The following is a 16900-nucleotide window of genomic DNA, read 5'->3' on the forward strand; positions in this document are numbered from 1 at the left end:
GGCCGTTCACCGGGCCGCCGGCATGTCGCAGATCGCGCCGAGCCTGCGCACCGGGTCGCTCGCCGCGTCGGCCTGGTCGCCGCCGATCAGCGCGAGCCGGACATGGCTCGCGAACGCCTCCGCGTAGGTCAGCTTCACGCTGTCGTCGGCCGCCAGCGCGAACGTGATCGGCACGACCGTGTTCACGTCCTGGGCGTTGGACCCCGAATGCTGCCGGGTGGTCCGGCCGACCTGGATCACCTGCGCGCGCCGGATGATCCGGGACGCGCAGGACCGCTGGTCGCGCTGCGACTGCTGCTGGAACGTCGCGTAGATGTCGACGACCATGCCGGGCCTGACCTTGCCCGCCACGCCCGTCTCCGCGTCGATCATGATGGCGATCTCGCGCTGGCCGGGCTGCAACAGCGGCGCGTCGATCAGCATGCCCTGCTGCAGGTACGCGCCCGCGACCAGCGCGGTCGGCGCGACCTTGCCCGCGACGGACGCCGGATCGGTGAGCATCGTGTCCGGCGACCACTTGACCGGCATCTCGACGCGCTCGACCATGCCCGGGTCCAGCCGCCCGTAGGCGGGGACGGCGACCTTCAACCGCAGCACCTGCCGCTTCTCGCCGACCTCGGCCCGCACCGAGCCGACGTAGCCGAGCACCGACACGAACACCGTCACGGCGCCCACCGCCGCGAGGATCATGAGCAGCACGCCGCGGCGCTGTCGGGGGTTCATGTGACTCCGTTCGCATACGACGGGGACGGGGACTCGGGGACGCCGAACCCGGTCTCAGAGGGTGCGGTGACGAGCCGTGCCGGCGGCGGCTGCGGCCGCTCGGCCGAGAGCGGGCGCGCAGGGGACGGGCCGGGGGCGGCGGGGTGCTCGACCGGCGGCGGCGCCGAATCGGGCGGCGGCGTCCGGACGGGCTGGACCATCCCGCAGAACGGGCAGACCGGCGAGCCGACCGCCGTACCGCACCAGGGGCAGGGCTCGCAGACCACCTGCCGCAGCATCGCCTGAAGCACGCCGCTGTCCCCGCTGAACGCGACGAACTCGACGTACCTCTTCGCGCGCCAGTACTCGGCGCCGAGCGGCTGATCGGCGACCATCGACACCGACACGGCGCCGAGCGCCGGCCCCAGCCGGTCGCGGACCCAGCCGCCGTCGCCGCCGTGCTCCGCGGCCAGCACGACCACCGGGGGTCGCGGCGCGTCCCCGGCCTCCGGCGCCGTGTCCGGGCCGGCCCTGCGGACCCCCTGGCGCGGAGCCGCCGTGACCAGGAATTCGCTGCCGGGCAGGTACGAGGCGAGGTGGTCGCCGAAGCCCGTCCGGACGTGCTCCAGCCGGGTGACGCTGTTCACCCGCGCCCCGGCGACCAGCAGCCCGGCGAGCCGGGGCGCGACGGTCGCGAGGGTCCCGGGCTCGACGTACGGGGCGAGGAAGGCGAGCTGGTCCGCCACCAGCGACAGCGCGAGCGGCGGGAGGTCGAGCGGGACGATCGCCAGGCGGCGCGTCCCCAGCGACGCGCGCGCGAACCGCAGCAGCCGGGCCGCCGCGTCCGGCCGCCACGTCGGGTAGAGGGCGAGCACCGCCGGACGCTCGGCCAGCGTGCTCCCGATCCGGGCGGTGAACTCCAGTCCCTCGTCCGACAGCGGCGAGAACCCCGCCCGGACCCGCGCGGCCGCCACGCCGCGGAAGACGCCCAGGCCGGGAACGTCGTCGAGGAGCATCACCAGCGTCACGCCGCGCCCCGAAAGGTCACGTGCCTCACCACACCCTCCACCGGGCCGTCCGGACGGCCCGGCACGGCACCGCGCCGGATTTCCGGGTCGCGGGCCACGATAACCATCGAAATCCGCCACGATCAGGAATTGAGCCGCCAATCCGACGGACTCGTGAGAAGTTACCCGATATCCGGTTGGACCGATCCCGAGAACGGTGCACCAGCAAGGTGAACTTCTCTTGTCCAATCATCGAATGAACGGAAAATACGCAGGTGAGGGAAGGAATTTAAGCCTCTGGCCCCACGGGGCGGCCGACGAAAAGGGGCCTCCGGGCCCTCGTCTCAGAGAATGGACTCGAATACCATGGTCCGGCCCGCCGCCGCTCCGTTTCGCGACATTCCCGTCACCAGCCGTGCCACCGGTTTTCCACAGCGTGCCCGGCGGCCGCGCCCGCGAGGACCGCGGCACGCCCGGTGAGCCGCGCGTCCCGTTCCGTCCGGACGCCCGGATCAGGCTCTAGAGTCTTCCTAGAGGCGGCCCCAGACTGGAGACGACGGCGATGACGCACCCATCGGACCCCGGCCAATCACCGCGCCCCCCGGGGCCCCCGCCGGGCCCCGGCACGGGACCGTACGGCCCGCCGCCGCAGCAGCAGCCCGGGCCCGTCCCCGGCCCCCGCCCGCCCGGCGCCTACGGCACCGGCCCGTACGAACAGCCCCAGACGTGGCAGCCCACGCCCCGCGACCCGCAGTCGAAGGGCCTGCTCAGCGCGCTGTTCGACACCAATTTCGACCACATGGTCACGACCCAGATGATCAAGATCATCTACCGGCTGGCACTTGTCCTGATAACGCTGCTGGCGCTGCTGGTCGCGTGGTACGGCGTGGCCTTCCTGGAATGGAACACGACCCTGGGGCTGCTCACCCTCATCGCGACCCCCTTCCTGTGGATCTTCCAGTTGCTGGCCACCCGGATGGTCCTGGAGTTCCTGATCAACCAGTTCAAGATCAGTGAGTACCTGCGGGCCATCAAGGACAAGGACTAGACGGGACTGCGGTGGGCGAGTTCGACGCGACCGGGTCCGGCGAGGCCGGATCCGCCGGAGGCGGGCCGCGGGACACGCGGCGGGACGCCGGGGCGACCCGGCGGGACGAGCGGGTGCCCGCGCCGCGCACGCCGCCGGCGGCCGGGCCCGGGGCGACGCGGCGGGACGGGGAGGCGGCCGGCGATCCGCTGATGCGCCTGCCGGCGGCGCTGGCGGATCGGTACGAGGCGGTCGCCGAGTTGCCCGTGCAGGGCGCGGAGTCGGACCTGCTACTGGTGCGGGACGCGCGGGGCGACCGGTTCGTGGCGAAGGTGTTCCGCCGCGGGTACCACGCCGACCGGGACGTGTGGGCGAAGCTGCCGTCGCTGGATTCGCCGCACGTGCTGCGCATCGTCGAGACGGGGCACGCGGACGGCCGCGACTACGAGGTCACCGCGTACGCGCCGGACGGCAACCTGCGCAACCTCATCGACGGCCCCCTGCCGGAGGGGACCGTCAGGGAGATCGCGGCGCAGCTGGCGGACGGGCTGGGGGCGCTGCACCGCGCCGGCATCGTCCACCGGGACCTGAAGCCGGAGAACGTGCTGGTCCTCGAGGCGGAGCCGCTGCGGCTGGCGATCGCGGACTTCGGGCTGAGCAAGGTGCTCGACGAGAGCGTGGTGTTCGCGTCGTCGTCGCGGACGCTGGCGTACGCGGCGCCGGAGTCGCTGTCGGGGCAGGTGTCGCCGGCCCGGGACTGGTGGTCGCTCGGGATGATCGTGCGGGAGTGCGCGACGGGCCGGGCGCCGTTCCGCGGGATGAGCGAGACCGTGGTGGTCGATCATCTGGCGACGCGTCCGGTGAGCGCGGACGACGTGCCGGACCCGCGGCTGCGGCTGCTCTGCCAGGGCCTGCTGACGCGGGATCCGCGGCACAGGTGGACGGGCGAGCAGGTCGCCGAGTGGCTGGACGGGGCGTCCCCGCAGGTCGTGGAGGAGGCCGCGCAGCCGGGCGTCGGCCTTCCGTTCCTCGGCGCCCGCTATGCGAGGCGTGAGGAGCTGGCGCGCGCGCTGGTGGAGAACTGGGACGATGCCGCGCAGTACTTCTTCGGGCGCGGGGAGTCCGGCGAGGCGTGGCGGAGCCTGCGGGACTGGCTAGCGGGCGTGCCGGACGACAGCCGCATCGCGCTGGTGGACGGCCCGCTCACGTCGGCGCTGCCGCCGGACGTGAAGCTGCTGCATCTGGTGCTGTGGCTGGATCCCGCGCTGCCGCCCCACTACCTCGGCCGCAGGACGTCCGCCGAGGACCTGCCGGCGCTCGCCGCCCTCGCGGACGATCCCCGGCACCCCGACCATCGCGTCGCGTGCCGGATGGGGCGGGACCTGTGGGAGCACGGCCTGCTGCGCGTCCTGGCGGGTTTCGCGGGCGCCGGGGAGCTGGCCGGGATCGACGGCCAGTGGCGCGCGCACGTCGCGACGTGGAACGAGCTCGCCCGCTGGCTGCGCGCCCAGGACGCGACGCCCGCCGGGCTGGCGGCGCGGCTGCCGGACGCGGAGGCCGGGAACCCTCCGGCCGTCCTGCTGGCGCTGCTCGCGCTGGCGGCCCGGCCCGCGGAGGCGCACCGGTCGCTGGCCGAGGGCGCGGCGCGGGCGCGGGCGGCCGTCGCGGAGCCGGTGCCGTGGTTCGCGTGGATGGCGGACGGGGCGGGCGACGATCCGCTGCGCCTGCTCGCGGTCGCCCGCGCGCTGCCGGAGGCCGTCGTGGAGGCGGAGGCGCGGGCGCGCGACCGCCACGCGGCGGCGCGGCGCTCGGAGGAGCTGCGGTCGCAGTGGGCGGACCGGGAGCGGCAGCGCCTCGCCGGGCGCGGCGCGGCGGTGACGCGGGCGGTCGTGTGGTCGCTGCCGATCCTGGCGATCTGGCTGGCGGGCAGCTGGGTGGTCGGGAGCCTGTTCGGCGCCGGGAAGCACGACGACGGGACGACGTCGGTGGGGCTGCACGCGTCGTCAGGCGGCGGCGTGCCGTTCGCGGCGCTCGCCGTCCTCGCGGTCATCGCGTGGGGCGTGCAGTGCGGCGCCGAGGTGATGCTGGCGCGCGCGCAGGGCGGCGACTACCTCCCGTACGGGCCGTGGTCGCTGATATCGAAGGTGCTCGGCGCGGGCGGCCGGGGGCTGTCGCGGGCGTCGCGCACGATGTCGGGCGCCGCGCGCCGCAACGACCGGCGGGGCTGCGGGTTCCTGCTCCTCGCCGGTACGGTGCCGCTGCTGATCCTGCTTCTGCTGGCGGCGGCGCTGACGTCCATCGCGAGCGTGCTGTGGGTGCTGGTGATGGTCGCCGGGGCCGCCGCGCACGGCGTGGCGGCCGGTGTCCGGATGCACCGCTGGCAGCAGGCCCGCACGAGCCACCTCGGAGGGACCCCCACATGAGCAGCGGCGTCGAGGCCGACATCGTGCTGGACGCGGCGGTCGTGCTGACCCTGGGCATGAACCGGGTGCTCGGCCGCGGCGGCGACGCGGCGGGACGCGGCGCGCAGGCGCTGGCGGCGCTCGCCGCCGGACGGGCCGAGGCGCGGGAGGCCGCGCTCGCCGAGGTCCGCACGCACGAGCGGGCGCTGCGGGAGGTCGTCGAGCGCAACGCGCGCATCGCGGCGCTCGCCGAGACCCGCGCCAAGCTCGGCGCGGACGTGGCGCTGCCGCCGCCGCTGCGGCCCGGCGAGGAGTCCGCGCAGGAGCTGACCGCCTGGTGCGCCGCGACGGACCGGCTCCTGGACGCGGCGGAGCGCAGCCTGTCGGAGCATCTCGCCGCCCAGGTCACCGCGCAGGTCTTCACCGCGCCCGCCGAGGGCCTCCGCGCCGACACCGGCAGGACCCCGCCGCCCCGCCGCGGCGACGACGCGCAGCGGACCCTCGAGAGGATCATGGGGCGGCTGCTCCCCGACGCCGCCGAGGACGAGCGCCGCGCGGTCGCCGAGGCGGCCCGGCTGCTCGCCGCCGTCGGCACCGCCGAGGAGGCCGAGGGCGTCCTGCACGAGGTCCGGCTGCGGATCCGGGAGGCCAACCGGCGCACCGAGGACGCCCGGGAGCTGGCGCGGCGCCGCGCCGCCGAGCGGGAGGCCGCCGAGCAGGCCGAGGCGGAGCGCCGGTACGTGCTCGACTCGATCACCGCCGCGTTCGAGGACATGGGCTACGAGGTCCAGCCGGGTTTCGAGACGCTGACCGCCGGGGACGGCTCGGTGGTGCTGACCAAGGGAGCCTGGCCCGACCACAGCGTGCGGATGCGGGTGGACGGCGCCGCGCGCGTCGAGGCGGCGATGGTGCGGGAGCGGCCCGCCGAGAGCGAGGACGACCGGCGCGTCGACGTCGAGCGGGAGCGCGAGTGGTGCGCGGCGTTCGAGGCGGCGCGGGCGCGGCTGGCGGACGGCGGGATCCGCTCCGAGGTGTCCTGGCGGGTGGACCCCGGCGTCCGGGAACTGCCGGTCGGCGGGGCGTCACGGCAGACTGGTGGGCGTTCGGGGCAACGCGAACGCCGCCGGGAGCGTCCCACGTGACGTGCCGTCTCCCGTCGGCGGCGCGTGATCGGAGAATGGGGGCCGCGGGGCGCGGGAGGCCGGCGCCCCTCGGGACATGCGGAGTGGAGCGAGCCAGATGAGCATTGATTCGCCGACCCTAGGCGGCCGGCTGCAGGGCTGGCCGCCGTTCATCCGCGAACTCGACGCGACGCTGTCGGTGCACTCCCAGTACGTCCTGTCGGGGAACCTGTACGACAGCTTCCTGGCGCCGCCGGCGGAGGGCGGCGGGCCCGCGCGGCTGCTGCCGCTGCGGTCCCTGCTGTGGGAGACGCTGCGTGCCAGCGGCGCGTCGTTCATGGTGGTGTACGACCCGGTGGACGGTCTGGAGATCCTCCCGCCCCCGGGCGACGAGGCCGGCGACGAGGCCGAGCGCGCCGCCGAGCGGGTGCTCGGCAAGATCAAGGACGAGCGGCCGTCGCTGGAGGCGCTGACCCGGCACCTGGCGGCGGTGGCGCGGCCGCATGAGAACGTGCGCGCCGCCTTCGTGATCGACTCCGCGTCGCGGATCGCCCGCACCCCGACCGAGATGGAGCCGGCCGAGCGGGACTTCTTCCGGTTCTGCGCGAAGCTGTCGCGGACGGCCCGGCCCGTCCGGGGGAACGGGGCGCGGCCGAAGCCGCTGTACAACCCGGTGGTGTGGCTGGTGGAGCGGCCGGGCGACCTGCCGTCCTGGCTGACGGCCGACAACGACACGATCCGCGAGATCACGATCCCGCGCCCGCACCTCGGCGACCGGCAGGAGACGGCGCGGCTGCTGGCCCGCGCGTTCGGGGTCACCGACGTGGGCGCGGACGAGGTCGCCGCGGCGGCGTGCGACTCGTTCGCCGAGCAGGCCGACGGGCTCACCCTCCAGTCGATGATCGAGGTGACGCGGCTGGCGAAGGAGCGCAACGTCGACCTGGCGGACCTGCCCGACGCGGTCCGCACCTACAAGCTCGGCGTCCTCGACAACCCGTGGAGCCGCGGGCACCTGCGGCGCCGGGTGCTGGAGGGCGAGAAGCGCGTCCCGGAGCGGGTGATCGGGCAGCCGCAGGCCGTCACCAAGACCCTCGACATCCTCAAGCGCGCGGTGCTGGGCCTGTCGGGCGCGCAGGCGACCCGGTCCGGCAGCCGGCCCCGCGGCGTGCTGTTCTTCGCCGGGCCGACCGGCACCGGCAAGACCGAGCTGGCCAAGGCGATCACCGAGCTGGTGTTCGGGGACGAGTCGGCCTACCTGCGCTTCGACATGAGCGAGTTCTCCGCCGAGGGCTCCGGGGACCGGCTGATCGGTGCGCCGCCCGGGTACGTCGGGCATGAGGCGGGCGGCGAGCTGACCAACGCCGTCCGGGAGGACCCGTTCCGGGTGATCCTGTTCGACGAGATCGAGAAGGCGCACCCGCGGATCCTGGACAAGTTCCTGCAGATCCTGGAGGACGGGCGGCTCACCGACGGGCGCGGCAACACCGTGCACTTCTCCGAGTCGATCCTGATCTTCACCTCGAACCTCGGGATGTTCGTGCCGGGCCGCGAGCCGGGCATGCTGGAGGCCGTCCCGGCCCTCGCCGGCGACCGGGTGCGCAACATCACACCCGGGATGTCCTACTTCGAGGTGGAGCAGCGGATCAAGGACGCGGTCGCCGCGCACTTCACCGAGGTGCTGAACCGCCCGGAGCTGCTCAACCGGTTCGGCGACAACATCGTGGTGTTCGACTTCATCTCCGGGGACGCCGCGCACAAGATCTTCGACCTGCAGTTCGCGAACATCTGCAAGCGGGTCGCCGACGAGCACCGGCTCATGCTGACGGTGCAGGACGAAGCGCTCCAGACGCTCCGCGACTGGTGCACCGACGAGCTCGACAAGGGCGGCCGGGGCATCGGCATGGCGCTGGAGTCGCACTTCGTCAACCCGCTGGCGCGCGCGCTGTTCGACCGTGAGCTGGGCGCTGACGAGCGGATCAGCGTGTACGGGATCCGGCGCGAGGGCGGCATCGTGCACCTGGACATCCAGTGACCGCCGGACCCCCCGTCCCGTCCCCCGGCGAGCCCGTGGACGAGGCCCCCGCGCTGCTGCTCGCCAAGGCGCACTATCCGGTGACCACACTCGGCCCCGGCACGCGCGCCGGCATCTGGACGCAGGGCTGCACGCTCCACTGCCACGGCTGCCTGTCCCGCGACACCTGGGAGGCGGACCCGGCCAAGGCCGTGCCGGTCGAGGCCGTCCTCGGCTGGCTGGAGTCCCTTCCGGGCCCGCTGGACGGGGTGACGATCTCCGGCGGCGAGCCGTTCCAGCAGCCCGAGGCGCTCGCCGCCCTGCTGCGCGGGATCCGCGCGTGGCGTGACGCGCGGCGTGAGACGATGCCATTGGACATATTGGTTTACAGCGGATATGTCTACTCTCGGCTTTCGCGGGTCCGGGGGTCGCGCGAGATCCTCGACCTGTGCGATGCCGTGATGGCGGGGCCGTACGTCGACCGGCTCAACCCGAGGGGGCGACACCCGGAAGGTGGCTCTCTACTCTGGAGGGGGTCGGCGAACCAGCGCGCCGTCCCGCTCACCCCGCTGGGGGAGGAGCGGTACGGGGCATCGGCCGGCATCGGTAAGACTAGGGAACACGCAGGGCCCCGAGTACAGGTGTCCGTGGACGAAGGGCCGGAGGGAAGGCGGGTGTACTACATCGGGATCCCGCGAAGGGGTGACATGGAGCACCTCACGTCGAGGCTCGAACGCGCCGGCGTGCGCTCGGGGGATGTGTCATGGCGACCTTGAACTGTCCTGTCTGTGACGAGCCGTACCAGCAGGGCGATCTGCTCTGCCTGAGCTGCGGGGCCAACCTGGCGCGCCCGGGAGGCGGCCACCGGGCCGGTCCGGGCGGGTACGACCAGGGCCCGCCGCAGCACGGCGCTCCACAGCACGGCGCCCCCCAACACGGTGCCCCCCAGCATGGCGGCCCGCCCCAGCACGGTGCTCCGCAGCACGGCGCCCCCCAGCACGGCGGTTTCCCGCCGCAGCAAGGCCAGCCGTACCAGCAGCCGCCTCAGCACGACTACCAGCAGCCTCCGCAGCACGGTGCCCCGCAGCACGGTGCCCCTCAGCACGGTGCGCCCCAGCAGGGCGGGCTTCCGCCCCAGCACGGCCAGCCGTCGCAGGACCAGTGGGGCCCGCCCCCGCAGCAGCCTGACCAGTGGGGGCCCCCGCCGCAGCAGCAGCCGGACCAGTGGGGCCCGCCGCCGCAGCAGCCGCAGCACGGCCAGCCCCAGCACGGGGCTCCGCAGCAGGGGCAGCAGCCGGCGGACCCGTGGTCCATGCCGCCGCCGCAGCAACAGCAGCCGCAGCAGGACCAGTGGGGCGCGCCTCCGCAGCAGCACCAGCCGCCGCCCGACCAGTACCGGCAGCCGGAACCGCAGTACCAGCCCGAGCAGCCGTACCAGCAGCCGCCGGACCAGTACATGCCGCAGCCCGGCCCGGCGGACCACCAGTACGGCCCGCCGCCGCAGCAGCAGCCGCCGATCCCGCCGCACGGCCGCGAGGCGACCCTGCTGCCGCCCGACCAGCAGCGGGGGCACCCGCAGCAGCCCGACAGCACGGCGTTCATGTGCCCGTACTGCGAGGCCGTGCTGACCAACCCGGGCGCCGCGCAGTGCAACTCGTGCGGCCGGCCGCTGCCCCAGAAGGGCACGCCCGTCCTGCGGGTCCAGTTCCCGACCGGCGAGCTGAAGGTCTCCGTCGGCCAGCACCTGGTGCTCGGCCGGGACGCCGGGCAGTCGCCGGTGGCCGCCACGTTCACCCAGTACGACAACGTGTCGCGGCGGCACTCGACGGTCTGGCTCGACCCGTCCGGGACGGCCTGGGTCCGCGACGAGGGCTCCACCAACGGGACGTTCGTCAACGGCGAGCGGCTCCCCCGCGGCGTGGAGGCCCCGCTGCGCGACGGCGACCAGCTCCGCCTGGCCGCCGACGTGACCGGCACCGTCCAGCTCGCCTAGCACCACCCGGCCGGCACGACCGGCCGGCACGACCGAAAGGAAACGGCCCCGCGGTTCCGAACCGCGGGGCCGCTCTGTTCACGCAACCCCGGCCCAAGGGCCTCGCCTGGCGGCTCGGCCCTTGACCGTGCTTGGGCGAGCGCGACCTCGCTTCGCGAGCTTCCCGGCGAGACTCGCCTTCGGCTTCGTCTCGCCGGTCAGATAGCGCACTCGCGCGACGGCTCAGGCCTCCGGGGCGGCGTCAGCCGGCGCGCTTGGTGCGGGCCCGCGTGCGCTCCCGCTCCTTGGCGTCCAGCACCACCTTGCGGATGCGGACGTTCGCCGGGGTCACCTCGACGCACTCGTCCTCGCGGCAGAACTCGAGGGCCTCCTCCAGCGACAGGACGCGGGGCGGGGTGAGCCGCTCCAGCTCGTCACCGGTGGAGGAGCGCATGTTCGTGAGCTTCTTCTCCTTGGTGATGTTGACGTCCATGTCGTCGGCGCGGGAGTTCTCGCCGACGATCATGCCCTCGTAGACCTCGGTGGTCGGGCCGACGAAGAACGTGCCGCGCTCCTGCAGGTTCGTGATCGCGTAGGCGGTGGCGGCGCCGGAGCGGTCGGCGACCAGCGAGCCGGACGGGCGGGTGCGCAGCTCGCCGAACCAGGGCTCGTAGTCCTCGAAGACGTGGTGCGCCATGCCGGTGCCGCGCGTCTCGGTCATGAACTCCGTGCGGAACCCGATCAGGCCGCGGGCCGGGACGAGGAACTCCATCCGGATCCAGCCGGTGCCGTGGTTGGTCATGTGCTCCATGCGGCCCTTGCGGACCGCCATCAGCTGCGTGACCGCGCCGAGGTGCTCCTCGGGGATGTCGACGGTGAGCCGCTCGACCGGCTCGTGCTTCTTGCCGTCGATGTCGCGGGTGACGACCTGCGGCTTGCCGACGGTCAGCTCGTAGCCCTCGCGGCGCATGTTCTCCACCAGGATCGCGAGGGCCAGCTCGCCGCGGCCCTGCACCTCCCAGGAGTCCGGGCGCTCGGTCGGCAGCACCCTGATCGACACGTTGCCGACCAGTTCCCGGTCGAGCCGGTCCTTCACCATGCGGGCGGTGACCTTCGTGCCCTTCTCGCGGCCCGCCATCGGACCGGTGTTGGTGCCGATCGTCATGGAGATCGCGGGCTCGTCCACCGTGATCAGCGGCAGCGGGCGCGGGTCGTCCGGGTCGGCGATCGTGTCGCCGATCATGATCTCCGGGATGCCGGCGATCGCGATGATGTCGCCCGGTCCTGCCTCGTCGGCGGGCTTGCGGGTCAGCGCCTCCGTCATCAGCAGCTCGGTGATCTTCACCTTCTCGATGCTGCCGTCGTGCCGGCACCACGCGACCTGCTGGCCCTTCTTGATCGTCCCCGCGTGCACGCGGCACAGCGCGATCCGGCCCAGGTAGCTGGAGGCGTCCAGGTTCGTCACGTGCGCCTGCAGCGGCGCGTCCGGGTCGAACGACGGCGCCGGGATCGTCTCGGTGATGACCGTGAACAGCGGCTCCAGGTCCTCGCTGTCGGGCATGCCGCCGTCGGCGGGCTTGTTCAGCGACGCCCGCCCGGCGCGCCCCGAGGCGTACACGATCGGGAAGTCGATCTGGTCCTCTTCGGCGTCGAGGTCCATGAACAGCTCGTACGTCTCGTCCACGACCTCGTCGATGCGGGCGTCGGGCCGGTCGGTCTTGTTCACGACCAGGATCACCGGCAGCTTCGCCTCGAGCGCCTTGCGCAGCACGAACCGGGTCTGCGGCAGCGGCCCCTCGCTGGCGTCCACCAGCAGGACGACGCCGTCCACCATGGACAGGCCGCGCTCGACCTCGCCGCCGAAGTCGGCGTGGCCGGGCGTGTCGATGATGTTGATCGTCAGGCCGTTGTGCCGGACGGCCGTGTTCTTGGCGAGAATGGTGATGCCCTTCTCGCGCTCGAGATCGTTGGAGTCCATGACGCGGTCGTCGACGTCCTGGTTCTCGCGGAAGGCGCCGGACTGCCAGAGCATGGCGTCGACCAGCGTCGTCTTGCCGTGGTCGACATGGGCGACGATCGCGACGTTCCGGAGGTCGTCGCGCGTGGAGATGGGCATGCGGGCTCGCCTTGCGTGAGAGTTCGGGAGTCGCCGCAGACGCGCGGCTGCCACCATTCTACTTGGCGCACGGCGCCGCCCGTTCAGAGCCGCTCGTCCCGTGCCTCACACGGGCCCCGATTGGCCATCTTTGCCCATCCTTTGTAATCTTCCCGAGATCCGGTCGTCCGGAGCCCCACCCCCCGGGGCTGCGACCGGACCGCCGAATCCCCCGCGGCACCCACCCGCGGACGAACCGGGGACCCATCCCCCTGGGGTGAATCGACGCACGTCGTAGGGCGACTCCTGGCCCGAACCCGTCAGCTAACCCGGTAGGCGAGCGAGGAGAGGAGACACCGGCTTGGCACCGGACCCCCGTCCCCGGCGGCGCGTCGCGCCGACCGCCACCGCCGTCGCAGTGCTGGTCATCGGCCTCGGCACCACCGCCCCCGTCGCCGCGCACGCCGCGACCCCCTTCGGCCCCGCCGCCGCGCCGTCGGCCACCGGGACGCCCAGCCCCCTCCCCACCACGGAGAAGGGGCTGAAGCAGAGCCTGAAGGAACTGAACGACGAGGCCGAGACGCTCACCGAGCAGTTCAACAAGACCCGCGTCGACCTCGGCCGCGCGGTGAAGGCCGAGAAGGCCGCCACCACGTACGCGCAGAAGCTGCTGCGGCAGACCGAGCCCGCCCGCCAGCGGCTCGCCCAGCTGGCCGCCGCCAACTACATGAGCGGCGGACCGGACGCGATCTTCAGCTCCGGCGGCAGCGCCGACAGCCTGTCCGACTCGGCCTACCTCCAGCAGAACCAGGCCACCACCGTCCTCGCCCTGCAGAAGCAGGTCGACCAGGCCGAGGCCGCCCAGCGCGCCGCGCAGGAGCGCACCGAGCAGGTCAAGCAGGCCCAGGCGAAGGTCCAGGCCGCCCGCAAGGCCGCCAAGGCCAAGGTGGACGAGGTCATGAAGCGCCTCGACAAGCTGACCACCACCCACACCACCGACCCCAAGTCCGGCCTCACCGCCACGATCAAGGGCTCGGACCTGCCCGCCAAGATGGCCCGCAAGGCGCTCACCAAGCTCGGCAGCCCCTACGTCTGGGGCGCCGCCGGCCCGAGCTCCTTCGACTGCTCCGGCCTCGTCGTCTGGGCGTACGCCCAGGTCGGCAAGCCGGGCCTGCCGCACTACACCGGCGACCTCTTCCAGCTCGGCACCAAGGTGTCCCGCTCCGCGCTGCGCGCCGGCGACCTGGTCTACTTCGGCAGCAACCTGCACCACATGGGCATCTACGTCGGCGACGGCAAGTTCCTGCAGGCCCCGCAGACCGGTGACGTGGTGAAGATCTCCAAGCTCTCCACCCGCTCCGACTTCGCCGGCGCGAACCGCATCTCCTAGCGGGGCCCGCCTCAGCGGAGGTCGGGTTCCAGCTCCGCGATGACGGGGCGGTCGCCGGGGAGCCAGGCCACGTCGTACAGGTCGTCCCGGGCGAGCCAGCGGAGGGCCAGGTGTTCGAGGGCCCGCGGCTCGCCCTCGACGATCTCGGCGGTCCAGACGCGCAGGAGGGCGCGCTCGCTCAGCCGCCAGTCGCCGCCGACGCGGCGGAGCGGGCGGATCTTGACGGCGAGCTCCTCGTGGCACTCGCGGACCACGGCGTCCTCGTCGGACTCGCCCGGGTCCACCTTGCCGCCCGGCAGCTCCCAGCCGCCGGCCATGTGCGGCGGCTCGGCCCGCTGGGCGGCGAGCAGCCGCCCGTCGCGGATGATCGCGGCGCCGACGACGACGAGATCGGTGATGGTGACCAGCCCCTTCCGTCCCTACCCGTCTGAGACGGCCGCCGGGGGCCGGGCGGTTCCGGCGCGGGCGGTCCCGACCTGACGGGTCGCTTCCTCGACGATCTTCTCAAGGCGGTCGCCGTGCGCGCCGCGCCAGTACACCTGGCCGCAGCCGGCGCACCGGCCGTAGACGTCGTAGCTGCGGCGGGTGCCGGCCTCCAGGTCCCGCTCGATCTCCTCCTTGCCGACGGGGACGAGGACGCCGTTGCAGGCGGTGCAGCGCGTCCAGGGGCTGAGGACGGGCGCGAAGCGGTCCAGGACGTCGCGGAGCTGGTCGTCGGGCCGGGACCCGCGGACGTAGGCGCCGAACCAGAGCGCGCGGCGGCGCAGCAGGCCCCGGTCCTGCGTGAGCAGGACGCGGCGCTCGGCGTTCGCCTGGACGACCAGGGACGGGTCGTCCATGTCGTTGTGGTAGGCGGTGTCGAGGCCGAGCAGCCGCATCCGGCGCGCGAGCGTGCCCAGGTGGACGTCCAGGAGGAAGCGCGGCGCGTCCTGGCCGGGGTCCAGCGGGACGGGCTGGGGCCGCCGCACGGGCTCGACGCTCACCTCGTCGCCGGCCGCGGGGCGCGCGGACGGCTCGACGGGCTCGCCGCGGACGGTCATCCGGCCGGCCTCGGGGAGCGGCACTCCGAGCGACTCCACGACGTGCCCGAGCGTGGACGTCCCGTCCCACGCGACCCGGCTCACCGGTTCGCGCCGTGCGGCGGGCAGGAACATCAGCAGGTCGTCGGCGATGCGGACGCGTATCTCGGACTCCACGCCGCCAGCATGCCACGCGGCACCGACGATCCCCTCCCGATTTATCCGGCGGTGATGCGGGCCGCCGCCGCCCGCAGCCCGTCCAGCAGGGACGGGACGTCGTGGCCCTGGAGGACTCCCCCGCGCTTCAGCACGCGGCCGCCGACGAGGACCGTGTCGACGTGCCGCGTCTCGGCGGACAGGACGACGGCCGCGACCGGATCGTGCGCCGCCGCCATGCCGAGGGTGTCGGTGCGCAGGACGATCAGGTCCGCCTGCTTGCCGGGGGTGAGGGAACCGGTGACGTCGGCGAGGCCGGCCGTCTCGGCGCCGCCGAGGGTCGCGGCGCGGAGGGCCGCGGCGGTGGTGAACCAGGTGCCGGCGCCGTCCGGGCGGGCGCGTTCGAGGAAGTACGCCGCGCGCATGACGCCGAACATGTCGCCCGGCCCGCTGGCGACGGTGTCGCAGCCGAGGCCGGTCGGGACGCCCGCGGAGTGCGAGCGGCCGGTGGCCGGGTCGCCGATGCCGAGCGCCGCCTCCACCCCGGGGGTGGCCGAGACGGTGCCGCCGTTGGCGGCGATCCGCTTGAACTCCTCGCCGGTGTAGAAGTTGGCGTGCACGTACATGGCGGGATGGTCGATCAGGCCGTTGTCCTCGAGGAACGCCAGGCCGCGCGCCGCGCCGTCGGCGCCGTGCCCGCCCATGTGGACGGTGACGGGCAGGCCGAGGTCGCGGGCCAGCCGCCACTCGGCGAGCGCGCGTTCCTCGCCGGCGATCTCGGGGCCGAGCGCGGCCATCCACATCGAGACGGCTCCGGGCGGCCCGTCGAAGTACTCGCGGCGGACGCGGGCCGTCTCGGCGGCGAGCGCGGTGAGGTCGTCGCCGCCGCCGTAGCAGTAGCCGAAGACGGCGCGGATGCCGGACGCGCGGAGCGCGGCGATGTCGGCGTCGGTGTGGTCGGGGCTGAACATGATGTGCGACCAGTCGACGACGGTCGTGATGCCGGAGTCGAGGCACTCCAGGGCGCCGGCGAGGGTGCCGCTGTACACGTCGCCCGGGCGGTAGCGGGGTGCCAGTTCGCCGAGGACGCGCTGCAGGTAGGCGGGCAGGGTGCTGTCGGGGAGGGTGGCGCGGATCGCGGTCTGCCAGGTGTGCCGGTGGGTGTCGACGAAGCCGGGCATCACGATGCGGCCCGCCGCGTCCAGGATCTCGGCGCCCGCGGGCGGGGCGAGGCCGGGGCCGACGGCGGCGATCCGGCCGTCCTCGACGAGGACGTCCGCGCGCCCGAGGACGGTGGGCTCGGGCGCCGTGTCGATGACCGTGCCGTTGCGGAGGAGAAGCGATGTCATGACGCAAAGCTTAGAAAGAAGCTTTTCAAAAAGCAATACGTCGACCGGTATCCTCGGCTTGTGCGCGATGACGACGGCGGCCGCCGTGACGAGGTGGACGAGCTGGCCGCGGCATGGCGGCGGGACGGCCTCGGCGAGGACGTCATCGCGATGCTGGAGGTCAGCAAGCGCGCGTCGCGGATCGGGGCGCTCGTCCAGCAGGCGCTGCGCGGGGAACTGGCCGATCTCGGGCTCACCTACGCCGAGTTCGAGGTGCTGACGGTGCTGAGCAGGGCCGGGAAGCCGTACCGGCTGAGGCCGAGCGAGCTGACCCGGTCGGCGTTCCTCACCTCCGGTGGCACGAGCAACGTGCTGCAGCGGCTGCAGAAGGCCGGCTACGTCGAGCGGGAGGCCAACACCGGCGACGCCCGCAGCAGGTTCGTCCAGCTCACGCCGGAGGGCCTGCGGGTCACGACGCTGGCATTGGACGCCTCGGCGCGCGCGCACAGGGAGGCCATGGCCGGGGTGCCCGCCGAGGCGGTCCGCGACGCCGCCGACGCCCTGCGCGACGTCCTGCTGGTGATCGGCAAGCGGCGGTTCCGGTGACCAACCGTCCGATCCGTGCCGAATCACCGGTGACGCGGTCGGCAACTTCTCCTGAATCGACGGG

At 73.7% G+C, this 16900-nt stretch carries 14 protein-coding genes and 1 riboswitch; of the genes, 8 read left to right on the forward strand and 6 right to left on the reverse strand.

The annotated features are described in order from the left end of the window. Positions 1 to 6 precede the first annotated feature (6 nt). Together cpaB and J4557_RS03910 are read right to left on the reverse strand one after the other, a co-directional pair. Positions 7 to 723 (reverse strand): Flp pilus assembly protein CpaB, encoded by a 717-nt coding sequence (cpaB, locus tag J4557_RS03905; RefSeq protein WP_208264941.1) that lies wholly within the window; start codon positions 721 to 723, stop codon positions 7 to 9. Further along, complete coding sequence (locus tag J4557_RS03910) at positions 720 to 1730, reverse strand: hypothetical protein (protein WP_208264942.1); 1011 nt, start codon at positions 1728 to 1730, stop codon at positions 720 to 722. Before J4557_RS03910 ends, cpaB begins: the two co-directional genes overlap by 4 nt. A 541-nt stretch (positions 1731 to 2271) precedes the next feature. On the opposite strand from J4557_RS03910, the gene J4557_RS03915 reads away from it, so the two are divergent. From J4557_RS03915 to J4557_RS03940, 6 genes are all read left to right on the forward strand, one after another. Further along, entirely contained in the window at positions 2272 to 2757 is a 486-nt protein-coding gene (locus J4557_RS03915) for a DUF4282 domain-containing protein (protein ID WP_208264943.1), read from the forward strand. Between the two features lie 11 nt (positions 2758 to 2768). Further along, on the forward strand, positions 2769 to 5159 hold the full coding sequence (locus tag J4557_RS03920) for a protein kinase domain-containing protein (RefSeq protein WP_208264944.1): 2391 nt from the start codon (positions 2769 to 2771) through the stop codon (positions 5157 to 5159). Further along, on the forward strand, positions 5156 to 6280 hold the full coding sequence (locus tag J4557_RS03925; protein ID WP_208264945.1) for a response regulator receiver protein: 1125 nt from the start codon (positions 5156 to 5158) through the stop codon (positions 6278 to 6280). The genes J4557_RS03920 and J4557_RS03925 overlap by 4 nt, the downstream gene beginning before the upstream one ends. A gap of 97 nt (positions 6281 to 6377) precedes the next feature. Then, the gene (locus J4557_RS03930) at positions 6378 to 8291 is read left to right on the forward strand and encodes an AAA family ATPase (protein ID WP_208264946.1); all 1914 of its coding nucleotides are present in this window, start codon (positions 6378 to 6380) and stop codon (positions 8289 to 8291) included. Further along, positions 8288 to 9046, forward strand: coding sequence for a 4Fe-4S single cluster domain-containing protein (locus J4557_RS03935; protein WP_307799363.1), 759 nt, complete (start codon positions 8288 to 8290; stop codon positions 9044 to 9046). Before J4557_RS03930 ends, J4557_RS03935 begins: the two co-directional genes overlap by 4 nt. Continuing rightward, entirely contained in the window at positions 9034 to 10263 is a 1230-nt protein-coding gene (locus J4557_RS03940) for an FHA domain-containing protein (RefSeq protein WP_208264947.1), read from the forward strand. Before J4557_RS03935 ends, J4557_RS03940 begins: the two co-directional genes overlap by 13 nt. Positions 10264 to 10504: 241 nt before the next feature. Here J4557_RS03940 and typA read toward each other — a convergent pair whose 3' ends face one another. Next, positions 10505 to 12358 carry a translational GTPase TypA gene (gene typA / locus J4557_RS03945; protein ID WP_208264948.1) on the reverse strand — a complete coding sequence of 618 codons (1854 nt, stop codon included), beginning with the start codon at positions 12356 to 12358 and terminating at the stop codon, positions 10505 to 10507. 190 nt (positions 12359 to 12548) lie between these two features. Beyond that, positions 12549 to 12692: riboswitch (cyclic di-AMP (ydaO/yuaA leader) on the forward strand. A 6-nt stretch (positions 12693 to 12698) separates the two neighbouring features. Between typA and J4557_RS03950 the strand changes: the two genes are divergently transcribed. Beyond that, positions 12699 to 13727, forward strand: a complete 1029-nt coding sequence (locus tag J4557_RS03950; protein ID WP_208264949.1) for a C40 family peptidase — start codon at positions 12699 to 12701, stop codon at positions 13725 to 13727. Positions 13728 to 13738: 11 nt separating this feature from the next. On the opposite strand, the gene J4557_RS03955 is transcribed toward J4557_RS03950, so the two are convergent. Genes J4557_RS03955 through J4557_RS03965 form a run of 3 tightly spaced genes read right to left on the reverse strand, consistent with a single transcriptional unit; the run spans position 13739 to position 16251 of the window. Continuing rightward, a complete protein-coding gene (locus tag J4557_RS03955) occupies positions 13739 to 14125 on the reverse strand; it encodes a (deoxy)nucleoside triphosphate pyrophosphohydrolase (RefSeq protein ID WP_208265052.1) in 387 nt (128 codons plus the stop codon). A gap of 21 nt (positions 14126 to 14146) precedes the next feature. Continuing rightward, a complete protein-coding gene (locus tag J4557_RS03960; RefSeq protein WP_307799365.1) occupies positions 14147 to 14923 on the reverse strand; it encodes a Mut7-C RNAse domain-containing protein in 777 nt (258 codons plus the stop codon). A gap of 41 nt (positions 14924 to 14964) precedes the next feature. Next, positions 14965 to 16251, reverse strand: coding sequence for an amidohydrolase family protein (locus tag J4557_RS03965; protein ID WP_208264950.1), 1287 nt, complete (start codon positions 16249 to 16251; stop codon positions 14965 to 14967). A 60-nt stretch (positions 16252 to 16311) separates the two neighbouring features. Between J4557_RS03965 and J4557_RS03970 the strand changes: the two genes are divergently transcribed. Continuing rightward, on the forward strand, positions 16312 to 16836 hold the full coding sequence (locus J4557_RS03970; protein WP_208264951.1) for a MarR family winged helix-turn-helix transcriptional regulator: 525 nt from the start codon (positions 16312 to 16314) through the stop codon (positions 16834 to 16836). Positions 16837 to 16900: the final 64 nt, after the last annotated feature.

The organism is Actinomadura nitritigenes, assembly GCF_017573545.1.
Lineage (GTDB): Bacteria > Actinomycetota > Actinomycetes > Streptosporangiales > Streptosporangiaceae > Spirillospora > Spirillospora nitritigenes.

Coding starts and splice junctions, on each gene's coding strand:
- cpaB (WP_208264941.1), bottom strand. CDS start 723: ATGAACCCCCGACAGCGCCGCGGCGTGCTGCTCATGATCCTCGCGGCG.
- J4557_RS03915 (WP_208264943.1), top strand. CDS start 2,272: ATGACGCACCCATCGGACCCCGGCCAATCACCGCGCCCCCCGGGGCCC.
- J4557_RS03925 (WP_208264945.1), top strand. CDS start 5,156: ATGAGCAGCGGCGTCGAGGCCGACATCGTGCTGGACGCGGCGGTCGTG.
- J4557_RS03930 (WP_208264946.1), top strand. CDS start 6,378: ATGAGCATTGATTCGCCGACCCTAGGCGGCCGGCTGCAGGGCTGGCCG.
- J4557_RS03940 (WP_208264947.1), top strand. CDS start 9,034: ATGGCGACCTTGAACTGTCCTGTCTGTGACGAGCCGTACCAGCAGGGC.
- typA (WP_208264948.1), bottom strand. CDS start 12,358: ATGCCCATCTCCACGCGCGACGACCTCCGGAACGTCGCGATCGTCGCC.
- J4557_RS03965 (WP_208264950.1), bottom strand. CDS start 16,251: ATGACATCGCTTCTCCTCCGCAACGGCACGGTCATCGACACGGCGCCC.